Genomic DNA, 14061 nt, shown 5'->3' on the forward strand with positions numbered 1-14061 from the left:
AAAGTTGTGCCCCTTACCCTATATTTCAAATTGATAATCACATTCTACTTTACATACACGTAATGCCAATGACTATACCAACCCTTTTTTCACGTTCTTGAGCGATTTGGTGAGTAGCATTCGCTTACCAAGCAATAATATCTCGAGTGTTTCGGTGCAACTTTTTTACAACAGGTATAACTTTCTTTTAAACGGTATATCTTTTTTATAAACAGTACATCTTTATTTCAAATCTACAACAACATGTAGCTTTGGAATAAAGATTGATTAAAAAATATCCCTCAATCCTTATCTAATAGCAACTTCAAAAACTCCATTTTGAAAAAAGATTGATCAAAATGGAGTTACTCTTTTTAGATAAGTATGAGATTTTTATAAAAAAGTTTGATCATTTTCCAGTTATGTTGTTCAACAATTGCGCCCGTTTATTGAAAATCATTTATATTTCTTTAGAATTTAACGTTATATCCTTACAGCTTCTAATTTCATCATTGCACCAAAATATTGTGAAGCAGTGGTAAAGGCAATAAATGCACAAAGCGTAGGCAGGACAGCCCTCATTTCGAAGGAATGGTTCAAACGCTTCGGGCGGGATACTTTCGACTAAATGGTGGACATGGAAGGCAATATCATTCTTTTGTAACTTCACTTCTAAATCTAAAGGCAAAAGTAATTGATTCATGTTATAATCTTTAAACATAAGGATCCTTCTTTCTGTATAATTTTGTTGTGGTGACTTAATTTTATCAGAAGTGGTCCTTACTTTTTTATGAAAAAAAATTTAAAGCCGGTGAATTTTACTGATCGTAAAATTTCACCGGCTTTTTAGTTTAGAGATGGGTTTTGTCCCAGCCTCATCTATTAATTAGCTTTGAAGTTGTATAAAGGTTTAATTACTTGTCCTACCCGTAATCACTCACTATAATTATTTTCGTAATATTCGGGGTGTTCGAATTTCACTTGGTTTTTAATGGCTTTTGTAAAATCTTTATATTCTTCAGAACTCACAATATCACTCTTAGCATTTGCATTTAATGGATCTTCAGAACTCACAGTATTACTTCTACTATCTACACTATCTACACCATCTACATCATCTACATTTAATGGAATAGTGGTATTAGTTCCGCCCGCTAGTATTGACCCATCTGGTTGGTTAAGAGTACTAAATATATAATATTTACCTTCTTCAGGTAAGATATCATTTTCAAAGATTACTTGTATTGATCCGTCCTCACTTATTCCACCTGCTTTTTGTAATGGAATAGGTTGGTCTTTTTTGAGTTCACCCTTAAGGTTATCTATTACTGTAATAGAGTAGTTTGTATGTGGAGTCGATATTGTTTTAGATCCAGTCTCAGTTTCAATTGTTGTAGGGAACTTATATTCTGTTCCTTCTATTTTTTCCACATATCCTACAAAAACATTATCTGCACTTCCCACAAATTGATTAAGATCGTTTACATCAAATGCATAACTTGCATGAACATAGCCTACATCGACTGCTGTATCTTTATTATCGTTACAGCCAAACATTAGAAGTAAAGCACCTGCAGAAATGCTTCCAATAAGATAACGCTTACTAAATAATTTCATTCCAATCACCTCAATTATCAATATTTATCATATGCTGCATCGTAAGACGCTTTATCGTTAAAAGTTAAAGACACCTTTGTACTAGTAATAGGGTCCATTACATCACCAGTTAGATTTTCGTCTAGACCAAGTGCGTGTCCCAACTCATGAGTAGCCACATGTTGTTTCTTTGTAGAGTCATAACCATTCATGTAATAATTATTAAACGCTATTGTGTTGGTCGACCCATAAGTTGTAGTTCCTGGGTAGTTATTTCTTTGAGAGTAATCATATATATGTACATCTGCTATTGTCGTTGCAGAATCCTCTCGAATGACACCAGATTTGTAGGCATTCCATGTTTTTGCTCCCGCTCTAACATAGGACGCATAAGCAGATTCGTGGCTCCAATCTAAGTGTTTTCCAGAGTCCACCATGTCCATGCCAAGTATTTTGACTGATACAATTGCAGCATCAGCTTCTTGGATTTTCGAAATAGTAAAAATACCAGATGTTGCTAAAACCGTTACCGCAATACTTGGAAGCAATAATTTTTTTAATTTTCCCAATTTAATTCCCTCACTTCATACTTAATCATTCTTTCCTTAGCCATTTGAGCCACATTAAAAATCAACCTCATTTAATCTTTAGTACATTAATCACCACCCTTATTACAATTAAGTAAAATTATAGAAAAATATTACTAAAACTTATAATAGTTAATAATTTAGGAAATTTAAATAATATTTTACAATATTAAACGATTTTAGTTAGCCCGTAGTCAAACAAAGTATTAGCAATGAAACATAATATTGTGAGTGTGCATTGATTCATAATAAAATTGAAGGGAGAAATAGAATGTGAAGAATTTGTTAAACAGCACGAATGAATTTCATAATTCTAAGCCCTTGTCGCCTCGGCTTTACAAACCTTATACCCTGATGATGCACCAACAGCTCTTTTTGCACAAACTGACGACCTTTAATTAATCTTTAGATTTTAGTGTACGTTTACCACACAAATCAACTTCTTTATTTTTCATTCAATTCGCTAACGTAAAGGACTAAAATTACCCTTAAAGTAATTTAATGGTATAATTGAGTTAATTTCATAATTCTAATCCCTTCGGTTCAAGGGCTTTAAACAATAAAAAAGGGCAACTCCCCAATTCGGTATAATTCAAGTGATCAAACCAAAATTATCCAATAGGGAATGCCCTATGACTATTGTAAAGCAAATGTGCGTGTTGTCATTCCATACAATGTCCGTCATCGGACAGGGAGAAAAGCAAAGCTGCATTTTGACCTGGTGACGTTTATTTACTGTTGGATTGGAATAAAGTTTGATTAAAAAATATCCCTCAATCCTTATCTAATAGCAACTTCAAAAACTCCATTTTGAAAAAAGATTGATCAAAATGGAGTTACTTTTTTTAGATAAGTATGAGATTTTTATAAAAAAGTTTGATCATTTTTCAGCTATGTTGTTCCACAATTGCGCCCGACTGTTGAATATCGGTATTGAACTAAAGCACCCGTTAGCTTAATAAGGCTTCTCTTTATTTTTTTAATATCTTCGCTTCGACTTAATACAAAAACACCTCAGTTTACTATCAAAGATTATTTTTATTACTTATAAAGGAAATTTGTTCAGCTGATATAATAAAATCAATTAAATCCATCGTTTTATTTTGTAGCAAGACATGAAATTCATAATTGTCATTTACTTTATATATTTCCTCATACAGCCACCATGAATCTTCTAACAAATCATCCTGTTTGATAATATTAAAATTTTCAAATATGACTTCATCTATATTTGTATTTGTATAACCCGCTTTATTATCAAGGAGTAATTTTAAGGATTTATCATTCTTAATTGATTTTATAATTTTGCAATCATGGAAGCTAAAACCCCCATCAATTTCTATATCTAGTAATGTTGAGTTTTCTTTTATATATCTTTTGTAATCTTCAATTACTGTGGTTACAATTCCGTCATTTTCCTCGCAAAATTGAGTTACAGCATTTATTACATTACGAGTTGCCTTATCTAAAGTAAACACCCTTATATCTGCAATCTGTTTTACTATTGTTTCTGGTAATTGCTTTTTTAAATACATAAGATTATGTATAAAAATATCATGAAATTGTTCTATTCCCTTTTCTTTATTAAAGGGTTCATAGCTATTATTATCATTATCTCTGATTGCTGTATCGTTAGATTTTAATATTTCTTCTTGTACAGTAAGTCAACTATTTAATTCAATGTGGTAAAGCTGTTGAAAATATTCTTCTGAAAATGTTTCAGCTTGCTTTTCTTCCTCTAAATGCAGATGGATATTATTTTTATGACACAATTCATGCCATTCTTTAGTAAAATATTTCATTTTATTACCCTCGTCTCTCTAAGTAGATAATTTTTAATTAACCTGCCACGTTAGTTGAAGAAAGTAATGCATCCAAAGCGTCCTTTGGAAACATTTCGTTGAGATTCTATTTATATGTTACTCCCATTCAGAACAAGTGGATCGAACAGTCTTCTTTAAAATTATTTTTCGCAGCGTCTCAGAGCATTATTTTCTAATAAAAACAGCGACAAACACTGATTTAACAGTGCTTGTCGCTGTTTAAAATGTTACCAAGCTTTTGTTTGGGGATATTTCTTTTCTTAATGTTGTGAATCCATATAAATCTGGCTAGACCCCTTATTCAATAATCTGACCCGTTTACAGAATACTGACTTTTTATAAAAACCCTTTAGTCTAAGCATCCAAAGGGGTAAAACGGTGCAACTTTTTTACAAACGGTATAACTTTATTTTAAACGGTACATCTTTTTTATAAACGGTACGACTTTATTTCAAATCAACACAACATTATTAAAAGACAAACAACCTTACTCCACAGTCACCGATTTAGCCAAGTTACGTGGTTTATCGACATCGCAACGGCGGTGTAGTGCTGCATAGTAGCTAATTAATTGTAATGGCACTACAGAAACAAGTGGTGTTAGTAATTCGTGGACATGTGGAATTACTAAGCGATCACCTTCTTCATCAACGCCAGCCATTGCGATAATGCATGGATATGCTCCACGGGCAGCTACTTCTTTCACATTACCACGAATATTTAGCGCTACAGCTTCCTGAGTAACAAGAGCGAATACTGGTGTACCTTCTTCGATTAAGGCAATTGTTCCGTGCTTAAGTTCTCCACCAGCGAAACCTTCTGCCTGGATGTAAGAAATTTCTTTTAGCTTTAGGGCACCTTCGAGGCTTACATAGAAATCGATGTTACGACCTATGAAGAATGCGTTACGTGCAATTTTTAAATAGTCTTCTGCGATATCTTCTAAAACATCTTTAGAATCGATAATTGTTTGGATACCGTTTGCGGCAATTGCAAGCTCCTGTTTTAAATCGAATTCTAAGCCTTTGCCGTTTGCCTTAGCTGTTACATAGGCTGCTAAAGCAAGAACAGCTACTTGTGCTACATACGCTTTTGTTGAGGCTACCGCAATTTCTGGACCTGCATGTAATAACAATGTATGATCTGCTTCACGTGATAGTGTGGAGCCAGGTACATTTGTAATCGTTAATGTTGGATAGCCAAGCTCTTTAATTTTCACAAGCACTTGACGGCTGTCTGCTGTTTCACCTGATTGTGTAATAAAGATAAACAATGGTTTCTCAGATAATAGAGGCATATTGTAGCCAAATTCACTAGAAATATGAACTTCTACTGGGATACCCGCCATTTTTTCGAAATATTGTTTACCGATGAGACCTGCATGATAGCTTGTGCCCGCCGCAATAATATATAAACGATCTGCTGCTCTTAATGCTTCTAAAATCTCCGCGTCGATTGTTAATTCGCCATTTTCACCTTCGTAAGCTTGAATAATTTTACGAATAACAGTTGGCTGCTCATCCATTTCTTTTAGCATGTAGTGAGGATAAGTACCTTTTTCAATGTCGCTCATATCAAGCTCCGCAGTATATGGTGCACGTTCTACTACAGAACCATCTAATTTTGTAATTTCCACACTAGCCTTGTGTACAATAACAACCTCTTTGTCATGTAACTCCACATATTGATCTGTAACTTGTAGCATAGCCATAGCATCCGAAGCAACAACATTGAAGCCTTCACCAACTCCGACTAAAAGTGGTGATTTATTTTTCGCTACAAAGATTGTATCTGCCGCTTCTGCATCTAAAAGTGCAAGTGCATATGAACCATGTAATAGAGATAAAGTTTTACGGAAAGCGTCTGCTGTGGTAAGACCTTCTTTCACAAATAACTCTACTAATTGCACGATTACCTCTGTATCTGTATCAGATTTCATCGGAATGCCTTTTAAATATGTTTTTTGTAATAAATGATAGTTTTCAATAACTCCATTGTGCACAAGTGTAAATCGTCCTGATGCACTTTGATGAGGGTGAGCATTTAAACGATTTGGCACACCATGCGTTGCCCAACGTGTATGACCAATCCCAATTTTCGCTGCAATTTCTTCGTCCACTGCCTCACGTAAGTCAGCAATACGTCCTTTTTCTTTAAAAACCGTTACGCCTGCTTCATTACGTACTGCAATACCTGCTGAGTCATAGCCACGATATTCTAATTTCTCTAAACCTTTTAATAAGATTTCCTTTGCATCTGATTCACCAATATAACCTACAATTCCACACATAAAATTTATTTCCTCCGATATCGTCAATTTAACGCAATGACAAATCAGACCTCAGCCTATCGAATTTTTGTGAATGTAAAAGTAATGCTTCTTTTTCTAAGAAAAAAAGCATACTACTACATGCATCTCACCACTACTTACTCAGCCGACTGATAAGTAGTCAATCGATACGTAAAGTTTCTCTAATTTATTCTTTGCTTTAACTATACCTTCTCCATTTTCTGTACATTCAATCACTCGAATGCTTTCAAAATGAAAAATGACAATCGGGTATGTCGATTGGGAGGCATCCGCCGAATTTTCGATAAACCTCCACCTCGTCTGCTGAAGATTTCTTCGTCCAATTTCCTCAGCTCAGGCGCTATAATTGTTTTCCGATTTTACGCTCTCTTTCCTCCTTCTGCGCTCGTTAAAGGATAAGGTCGGACCTTATCTTCAACTTCTCCATCATACTCAATCATATGCTATCCGTCAAATTATCGTTATAAAATATACCTACATTCACCCTTTTTTATTGACAATAATGAGACAAATATTAAAGAATATCCGCGTACTCAATAATTTGCCTGTGACTTAGAGCAAACTGTTTGGTTCTAGTAATATTACGAAACTCGTGACTGTTCAGATTATGTCAATTAGCATATTCTATGGTGGATTTTTGACTTATGCATTGGCGGTTTAGTAGGGTTTCTATCAGGTGGTAGATACAAGACATATCTTAGAGGATGGATTGAAATTTTAATTAGCGCGGGTGGAGTATTAGTGTCGGTATAGGACTAGTTTTTTAAAAGGGAAGATCAAGTTAAGGCATTATTCATATCTCCTTAATTTGATCTTCCATCTCTTTTTATCGTCCTTTATTTTCAAGTAATTTCACAATTTCTCGGTTAAATGCTGGCAAGTCATCTGGTGTACGGCTTGTGACTAATTGCTTTTGGCACACAAATACCTCTTCATCATGGAATTTGGCACCTGCATTTTCTAAGTCTACACGAATCGATTTATAGCCAGTGGCATCTCGGCCATTTAAAGTCTTAGCCGTAATGAGTAACTGAGGTCCATGACAAATAGCAAAGGTCGGTTTCATATTTTCCATAAAGTCCTTTACAAAGGCAACCACACGATCGTCTGCGCGTAATATATCTGGAGAAAATCCACCAGGGATAAACAGTGCATCATATTCAGTGGCCTTCACCTCATCAATTCCCTTATCAATCTGTACTTTCTTACCATGCTTTCCCTGTACTTCTTTTCCAGACCTCATTTCAATCGTTACTAGTTCATGACCTGCCGCTTCTAACGCTGCTTTAGGACTTGTATATTCTATATCTTCGAACATATCAGTAATGACAGTAGCAATTTTAGCCATATTAATCAAACACTCCTTGTTATTGTGACTATGTACTACTATTCCCAATCCCATTCCTTTCAAACATTCTATATCATTACGCCTATTCATCATAGAAAAAACTCAATCTCCTATTAAAGGAAATCGAGTTTGACTATTTCTTATTCACTTAGACCCATTTCAGCGCGGACGACATCAGCAATGCGCTCTACATAACGTGTACAGTCTATCTCTGTTGCAGCTTCCACCATTACCCGTACAAGTGGCTCTGTACCAGAAGGACGGACTAACACACGGCCGTTGCCTGCCATATCCGCTTCAACCTCAGCAATAGCTGCTGCAACCTTAGAATTCTCTGTAACAGCATGCTTATCAGTTACACGTACATTTACTAAACGCTGTGGGTAAATCTTCATTTCGGATGCTAACTCAGAAAGTTTTTTCCCAGTTGCTTTCATAATATTTACTAGCTGAATACCTGTTAGTAAGCCGTCACCCGTTGTATTATAGTCAAGGAAAACAATATGACCTGATTGCTCGCCGCCTAAGTTATATTCATGGGCGCGCATTTCTTCTACAACATATCGATCACCAACTGCTGTTTGAACACTTTTCATACCATTGCTTTCTACAGCTTTGTAGAAGCCCATATTACTCATTACTGTTGATACGATTGTTTGTTTTTTCAAGCGTCCCACTGCATTTAAATGCTTACCAATGATAAACATAATTTGGTCACCATCAACAATTTTTCCGTTTTCATCTACAGCAATTAAACGATCACCATCACCATCGAATGCTAGACCAACATCTGCATCTTTTTCAGTGACAAATTTAGCTAGTCCTTCTGGATGTGTAGATCCTACACCATCATTAATATTTAGACCCGTTGGTGAAGCACCCATTGTTGAAATATCCGCTTCCAAATCCGCAAATAAATGTGTAGCTAAGGAAGATGTAGCACCATGTGCACAGTCTAGTGCTACATGGATGCCATCAAACTCTTCATCTACTGTTTGTTTTAAGTATTGAATATATTTTTGTCCACCCTCAAAGTAGTCACTTACAGAGCCTAAATCTGCCCCTATTGGACGTGGCAATGTATCTTCTAGTGCATCAAGTAATGCTTCGATTTCATTTTCTTGTGCATCTGTCAGCTTAAAACCATCCGGACCGAAAAATTTAATGCCATTATCTGCAACTGGGTTATGTGAAGCTGAAATCATGACGCCTGCGTTTGCACTCAGAATTCTAGTTAGGTAAGCCACACCTGGAGTTGAAATAACTCCAAGACGCATCACCTCTACACCGATTGATAAAAGGCCAGCCACAAGTGCTCCTTCTAGCATTTCACCTGAGATACGTGTGTCACGACCAATTAAAACCTTGGGACGATCTGTTGCATCCTTTGTTAAAATATAGCCCCCTACTCGGCCAAGTTTAAATGCAAATTCAGGTGTTAACTCACTATTCGCGACACCACGGACGCCATCTGTTCCAAAATATTTACCCATTTTGATTATTCTCTCCTTCAATGCATGCCAGTGATCAGCTCATCTATGCTGACAAAAAGATCACCCATCTGCTTACTTTTGGAAAAGTCAATTTTTGTTCATTCACTGGTAACTATTAATTACATTTCTATGCATAGTATCTGAAATAGGCAAATCACTCAATTTCAAATAATAAACATAGAGTATTTCGATTTAGCTTGAGTATCTATTAACGTTCGTGCTTTTTCATACTCGAGAAAGAATACTCTACTGATAGAGAATGAATCTCTACTGAATCAAAATAAAATTATAGTCAGTTATTGTTTAAGAATCAATATCTTCTGTTTTCTCAGTAGGAGTATTTTCATCAGAAGAAGTGGTATTTGATTCCTCTGTAGGAGGCGGAGGAGTAGACGTTGTCGGTGTTGTTTTCTCCTGCTCAACCTTTGTAATATCTGCCTTTATTTTAATTTTTGAGTCAGATATTTTTGTCACGCCCTCTGGTAATTTTACATCATATTCATACGTCTTAGATTCTGTAATTTTTGACAAATCCACTTCCACTGGAATTTCTGTTAAACCATCTATAATGGATTTTCTACCATACACCTTCACCATTTTTGGATTAAGAGCTAATTCATTAATGGTCACTTCATCTGGCGTTTGTCCAATCTCCTTCATAACAACAGGTAGTTCCTTACTATACTCCGCTATATCAACTTTTACTTTTACAGTCTCTGGTTCTATCGTCACGTCTAATTTATTTAAATCACGATCTAATACTTTAACAGCTGCTACCTGGGAAAATGGTTCCTTTAATCCTTGCTCGCCTGTTACAGTAGCTTTGACATAACTGATGCTTTCAATTGCACTTTTAGCACCGGTTACATATACTGTTGCGGGCTTTGCAGTCATCCCTTTTAATATATAGCCTTCTTCAATTAAACGATTGTTCATCTCAGGGTCAACTCTAAATTCCTGCGTGACCTTTTCTTCAATATTTACATTTACCATTGCTGGGTCTAAAGTAACTTGTAATTTATTGGAAATATTTTCATACTGTAGCCTAACATTATGCTTTCCTATTAGCAAATTACTTAAATCCACAAATACTGAGAAATCTTTTGCTGCCTTTGCCTGTAAAACAAGTTGCATTGGACCTTTTATTGTCACATCCACAGTTTTCGGCAGTCCTGTTACAATAAGATTCTCATTGTCATAAAAAACGTCAACAGGCACATCGCGAATGACATCTGTTTGCTCATTGGAGGTTGTTTTATTTGAAGAGGTTAGCTCCGTACGAACAGAAAAAAATAGCAAACAGGCAAGAAATAGTGCGATGATTCGTAACACCCATGGGCTATCCATCATTTTATCCATTCTTTTTCCCCCTCCAAGTCAACTTAGAGGCTGCATTTGATTCTTGTGCTGTTCCAAACCACATGTTACGTAACAGTGTTTCGAATTCCTCTAGAGAAAGATTTCGGTGTAGGTTGCCATTTAGTGTAATACTAATAGCACCAGTTTCTTCTGATACAACAATCGTTATCGCATCTGTCACTTCACTTAAGCCAAGTGCAGCACGGTGGCGTGTCCCAAGTTCCTTTGAAATAAACGGACTTTCAGAGAGTGGTAAGTAACAAGCTGCTGCAGTTACTTTATCCTTCTGCATAATAACGGCTCCATCATGAAGTGGTGTATTAGGTATGAAAATGTTAATAAGTAATTCAGAAGAGATTTCAGCATTAAGACCTATGCCGGTCTCAATATATTCATTTAAACCCGTTTCCTTTTCAATAGAAATTAACGCCCCTATACGACGTTTAGCCATATAACTAACAGATTTCTTCATGGCTTCGATAAGCCGTGTTTGCTCTTCCTCAACCTGGCTAGTAGAGCGTTGGAATAACTTCCCTCGACCAATTTGTTCAAGACCTCGTCTGATTTCAGGTTGGAAAATAATAATGATCGCTAAGAAACCAAACTCGATGACTTGATTGAGCATCCAGCCTAACGTTTCTAACCCTAAAAAGTCCGTAATGATGCGTGCAATAATTATTACGAAAATCCCTTTTAATAATTGGACAGCCTTCGTACCTTTAATGAGGGTTAAAATTTTATAAACAACGTACCAAACAAGCAGTACATCTAAGAAGTTAATAACAATATTCACAGGTGTTAAATCAGCAAAATGTTCGATAATTTGCACGTGGCATCCCCCACTTTTCATTGCGAATCCATACACATTTAAGTATAGCACATTCTTATCAAATGTAACTTTTTTCAAATGAAAAGTCTACTCATAAGAGTAGACCTTTCAGCCTCTCACGTGCACTATCTTTTAGGACGTATAGAGTGTTATTTAGTTTCTTCTTTCTCCTCGAATGTCAAAGCGGTTTTTACTGAATTTTTGATTGTATACCATAACCATTCGAATGCTTCGTCAATTTCCTCAATTTTACCTGACACAACTGCCGAAGAAGCCATATACTGCCCGTTAATAACAGTGACATTGCCATCAACTTCACCCTCAACAATTAAATCACCATTTTTAACAACAATATCGCCTTTCACCACTTCTCCCTCAGGTACTATGACTGTCTGACCATCAACAACTAAGTTTGGCTGTTTTGTTACTGAGAAATGTTGATCATCCATGAAATTACCAATTAAAGTTGCACTCATGAATAAGCAAAACACTGCTGCTGCCACAAATAATGGATGCCGGCGAATCCATTTTTGCATGCCTACACGACTTTTGGGTTTCGGTAAACGAGCCATCACAGATTCTTCAAAATGCGGAGGTGCTGTAATATGGGAAGCACTCTTCACAAAGGCGATTGTTTCACTCAATTCTTGCATCAATTGTTTACAATCACTACATGAATGCAAATGTTGTTTTAACTCTTGCTCATGCTCACGACTAATGTCACCGTCTAAATAATCATGCATATAGTCTATAATATGCTCTGGACAAGTATTCATGACGCTCCCCCTCCTACAGATTGTTTAATTGCTTACGTAATGCTTCACGTCCGCGGTGAATTCTCGTTTTCACCGTTCCAAGAGGCATATCTAAAATCTCGCTAATTTCTTGCAACGATAACTCTTCAATATATTTCAATACTATAACTGAACGATATTTATCTGGCAAACGTCCAATTTCATATTGAATGCGATCCTGTAGCTCCATTTGCTCTATTTGTTCCTCTGGTAGCTGGTCATCTGCTGCGATTTGTGAATACATATCAAGCCCTTCTGTACCAGCTACTTCAGCATCTAAATAATAATCTGGCTTTTTTTTCCGAATACGATCTATGCAGAGGTTAGTCGCTATGCGATAAAGCCACGTCGAAAATTTCCGTTTCTGATCAAAAGTATGCAAATTCATGTAGGCACGAACAAATGCTTCTTGAGCAATATCCTCAGATTCTTGTTTATTTCCTAACATCCTATAGCATACTTGGTACAGTTTGTGCTGATAGAGACTCACAATATCGGCAAATGCGTTTTGATCGCCTTTAAGCACTTGTTTTATTCTCTTATTTACTAACGCATCCATTGTATTGACTTCTCCACCTTTACAACTGTCTTATACTATACGAGGTTCTGATAAGAAAAGTTTCAATTTATTTTTAATTATAGCAAAAGATTTTGTTCATTGCGGTGAAAGGCAATTATTTGTTAATTTTCTTTAAACTAGTGTTTCTCCGAATAAAGAACCCATTAATGCAACAGCAACATTAGCCGTTGTATTTTTTTCATCTAAAATCGGATTTACTTCAACAAATTCAGCAGATGTCAACATACCCGATTCTTGTAACATTTCCATAGCTAAATGACTTTCACGATACGTAATTCCCCCTGGAACAGGTGTCCCTACTCCTGGCGTATAAAGTGGATCCAGACCATCTAAATCAAGTGATAAGTGCAAGCCATCAACATTTCGTTCTTTTAAATAGCTAAGAGCATCTTCCATTACACGCGTCATACCAAGACGATCAATTTCATGCATTGTATATACCTTAATGCCTTGTTGACGAATAAGTTCACGTTCACCTGGGTCTACAGATCGTGCTCCAATAATGATAACATTCTCAGGTTTAATTTTTGGCGCAAAGTCACGAATTCTGACTAAGCGATCATGACCAAGTCCGATGCTTACAGCCAAAGGCATACCATGTATATTGCCAGAAGGTGTTGTCTCAGGTGTATTTAAATCAGCATGTGCATCATACCAAATAACACCTAGGTTTTTGTAATGCTCTCCAAGCCCAGCTAGTGTCCCAATAGCAATACTGTGATCTCCACCAAATACTAGCGGGAACTTTTTCTGCTCTAATACTTCGTGTACATTATTTGCTAAAGCTGTACTAACATCAATTACTTCCTCTAAATTGAGTAGTTTCTCATCTACAATAGCATTTTTAAGTGTTTGACTAACACGGATATCCCCTAGATCCTGTACCTTATGACCAATCGCCTCTAAGCGTTCCACAACTCCTGCGTAACGGATCGCACTTGGCCCCATGTCTACGCCTCTACGTGCTTGCCCATAATCAGTTGGAACTCCAATAATAGAAATATTAAGTTTATTCATCTTTTCATACCCCTTTCTAGTTGTAAGACTATTGTAAATCCTATATCTACCTTGGCTCAACCTAACATGTTCCTGCATATTTATGCAACATTCATAAACATAAAAAAATCTCCTACTGTTTTCAGTAAGAGATTAGTATCTGTAGTTAATGTAACACTTTTTAAATATTTTATACTAAGAAAAGTGAGCCATGAAGGACTCGAACCTTCGACCCTCTGATTAAAAGTCAGATGCTCTACCAACTGAGCTAATGGCTCATAAAAAGAAAAATGGCTGGGGTACTAGGATTCGAACCTAGGCATGACGGAATCAAAATCCGTTGCCTTACCGCTTGGCTATACCCCA

Annotated in this window: 12 protein-coding genes, 2 tRNA genes and 1 pseudogene; all 15 read right to left on the reverse strand. The window is 36.2% G+C overall.

Going from position 1 to position 14061, the window contains the following annotated elements:
- Window positions 1-541: 541 nt before the first annotated feature.
- Window positions 542-700 (reverse strand): annotated as a pseudogene (locus tag AC1RNS_RS14705) (IS5/IS1182 family transposase); the annotation flags it as partial.
- A 212-nt stretch (window positions 701-912) separates the two neighbouring features.
- On the reverse strand, window positions 913-1596 hold the full coding sequence (locus AC1RNS_RS14710) for a cell surface protein (RefSeq protein ID WP_492993678.1): 684 nt from the start codon (window positions 1594-1596) through the stop codon (window positions 913-915).
- 17 nt (window positions 1597-1613) lie between these two features.
- The gene (locus tag AC1RNS_RS14715) at window positions 1614-2144 is read right to left on the reverse strand and encodes a snapalysin family zinc-dependent metalloprotease (protein WP_492993680.1); all 531 of its coding nucleotides are present in this window, start codon (window positions 2142-2144) and stop codon (window positions 1614-1616) included.
- Window positions 2145-3187: 1043 nt separating this feature from the next.
- The gene (locus AC1RNS_RS14720) at window positions 3188-3697 is read right to left on the reverse strand and encodes a DUF4085 family protein (protein ID WP_492993681.1); all 510 of its coding nucleotides are present in this window, start codon (window positions 3695-3697) and stop codon (window positions 3188-3190) included.
- Between the two features lie 129 nt (window positions 3698-3826).
- Window positions 3827-3964: a hypothetical protein gene (locus AC1RNS_RS14725; RefSeq protein ID WP_492993682.1), complete on the reverse strand. Its 138-nt coding sequence runs from the start codon at window positions 3962-3964 to the stop codon at window positions 3827-3829.
- A gap of 508 nt (window positions 3965-4472) precedes the next feature.
- Window positions 4473-6275, reverse strand: coding sequence for a glutamine--fructose-6-phosphate transaminase (isomerizing) (gene glmS, locus AC1RNS_RS14730; protein ID WP_492993683.1), 1803 nt, complete (start codon window positions 6273-6275; stop codon window positions 4473-4475).
- Window positions 6276-7122: 847 nt separating this feature from the next.
- Complete coding sequence (locus tag AC1RNS_RS14735) at window positions 7123-7644, reverse strand: type 1 glutamine amidotransferase domain-containing protein (protein ID WP_492993685.1); 522 nt, start codon at window positions 7642-7644, stop codon at window positions 7123-7125.
- 140 nt (window positions 7645-7784) lie between these two features.
- The gene (gene glmM, locus AC1RNS_RS14740; RefSeq protein WP_492993686.1) at window positions 7785-9137 is read right to left on the reverse strand and encodes a phosphoglucosamine mutase; all 1353 of its coding nucleotides are present in this window, start codon (window positions 9135-9137) and stop codon (window positions 7785-7787) included.
- A 303-nt stretch (window positions 9138-9440) separates the two neighbouring features.
- Window positions 9441-10496 (reverse strand): CdaR family protein, encoded by a 1056-nt coding sequence (locus AC1RNS_RS14745; RefSeq protein ID WP_492993687.1) that lies wholly within the window; start codon window positions 10494-10496, stop codon window positions 9441-9443.
- Window positions 10489-11325 carry a diadenylate cyclase CdaA gene (cdaA, locus tag AC1RNS_RS14750; protein WP_492993689.1) on the reverse strand — a complete coding sequence of 279 codons (837 nt, stop codon included), beginning with the start codon at window positions 11323-11325 and terminating at the stop codon, window positions 10489-10491. Before cdaA ends, AC1RNS_RS14745 begins: the two co-directional genes overlap by 8 nt.
- A gap of 149 nt (window positions 11326-11474) precedes the next feature.
- Entirely contained in the window at window positions 11475-12101 is a 627-nt protein-coding gene (locus AC1RNS_RS14755) for a zf-HC2 domain-containing protein (RefSeq protein ID WP_492993690.1), read from the reverse strand.
- Between the two features lie 13 nt (window positions 12102-12114).
- A complete protein-coding gene (gene sigW, locus AC1RNS_RS14760; protein ID WP_054771242.1) occupies window positions 12115-12678 on the reverse strand; it encodes an RNA polymerase sigma factor SigW in 564 nt (187 codons plus the stop codon).
- A 132-nt stretch (window positions 12679-12810) separates the two neighbouring features.
- The gene (rocF, locus tag AC1RNS_RS14765) at window positions 12811-13716 is read right to left on the reverse strand and encodes an arginase (protein ID WP_492993691.1); all 906 of its coding nucleotides are present in this window, start codon (window positions 13714-13716) and stop codon (window positions 12811-12813) included.
- A 184-nt stretch (window positions 13717-13900) separates the two neighbouring features.
- Window positions 13901-13973, reverse strand: a tRNA-Lys gene (locus tag AC1RNS_RS14770).
- A gap of 13 nt (window positions 13974-13986) precedes the next feature.
- A tRNA-Gln gene (locus AC1RNS_RS14775) sits at window positions 13987-14061 on the reverse strand.

The sequence above is a fragment of the Lysinibacillus sp. GW821-FHT14F06 genome, from assembly GCF_058803665.1.

Coding starts and splice junctions, on each gene's coding strand:
- sigW (WP_054771242.1), bottom strand. CDS start 12,678: ATGGATGCGTTAGTAAATAAGAGAATAAAACAAGTGCTTAAAGGCGAT.
- rocF (WP_492993691.1), bottom strand. CDS start 13,716: ATGAATAAACTTAATATTTCTATTATTGGAGTTCCAACTGATTATGGG.
- AC1RNS_RS14755 (WP_492993690.1), bottom strand. CDS start 12,101: ATGAATACTTGTCCAGAGCATATTATAGACTATATGCATGATTATTTA.
- AC1RNS_RS14720 (WP_492993681.1), bottom strand. CDS start 3,697: ATGTATTTAAAAAAGCAATTACCAGAAACAATAGTAAAACAGATTGCA.
- AC1RNS_RS14745 (WP_492993687.1), bottom strand. CDS start 10,496: ATGGATAAAATGATGGATAGCCCATGGGTGTTACGAATCATCGCACTA.
- glmS (WP_492993683.1), bottom strand. CDS start 6,275: ATGTGTGGAATTGTAGGTTATATTGGTGAATCAGATGCAAAGGAAATC.
- AC1RNS_RS14710 (WP_492993678.1), bottom strand. CDS start 1,596: ATGAAATTATTTAGTAAGCGTTATCTTATTGGAAGCATTTCTGCAGGT.
- glmM (WP_492993686.1), bottom strand. CDS start 9,137: ATGGGTAAATATTTTGGAACAGATGGCGTCCGTGGTGTCGCGAATAGT.
- AC1RNS_RS14735 (WP_492993685.1), bottom strand. CDS start 7,644: ATGGCTAAAATTGCTACTGTCATTACTGATATGTTCGAAGATATAGAA.
- AC1RNS_RS14725 (WP_492993682.1), bottom strand. CDS start 3,964: ATGAAATATTTTACTAAAGAATGGCATGAATTGTGTCATAAAAATAAT.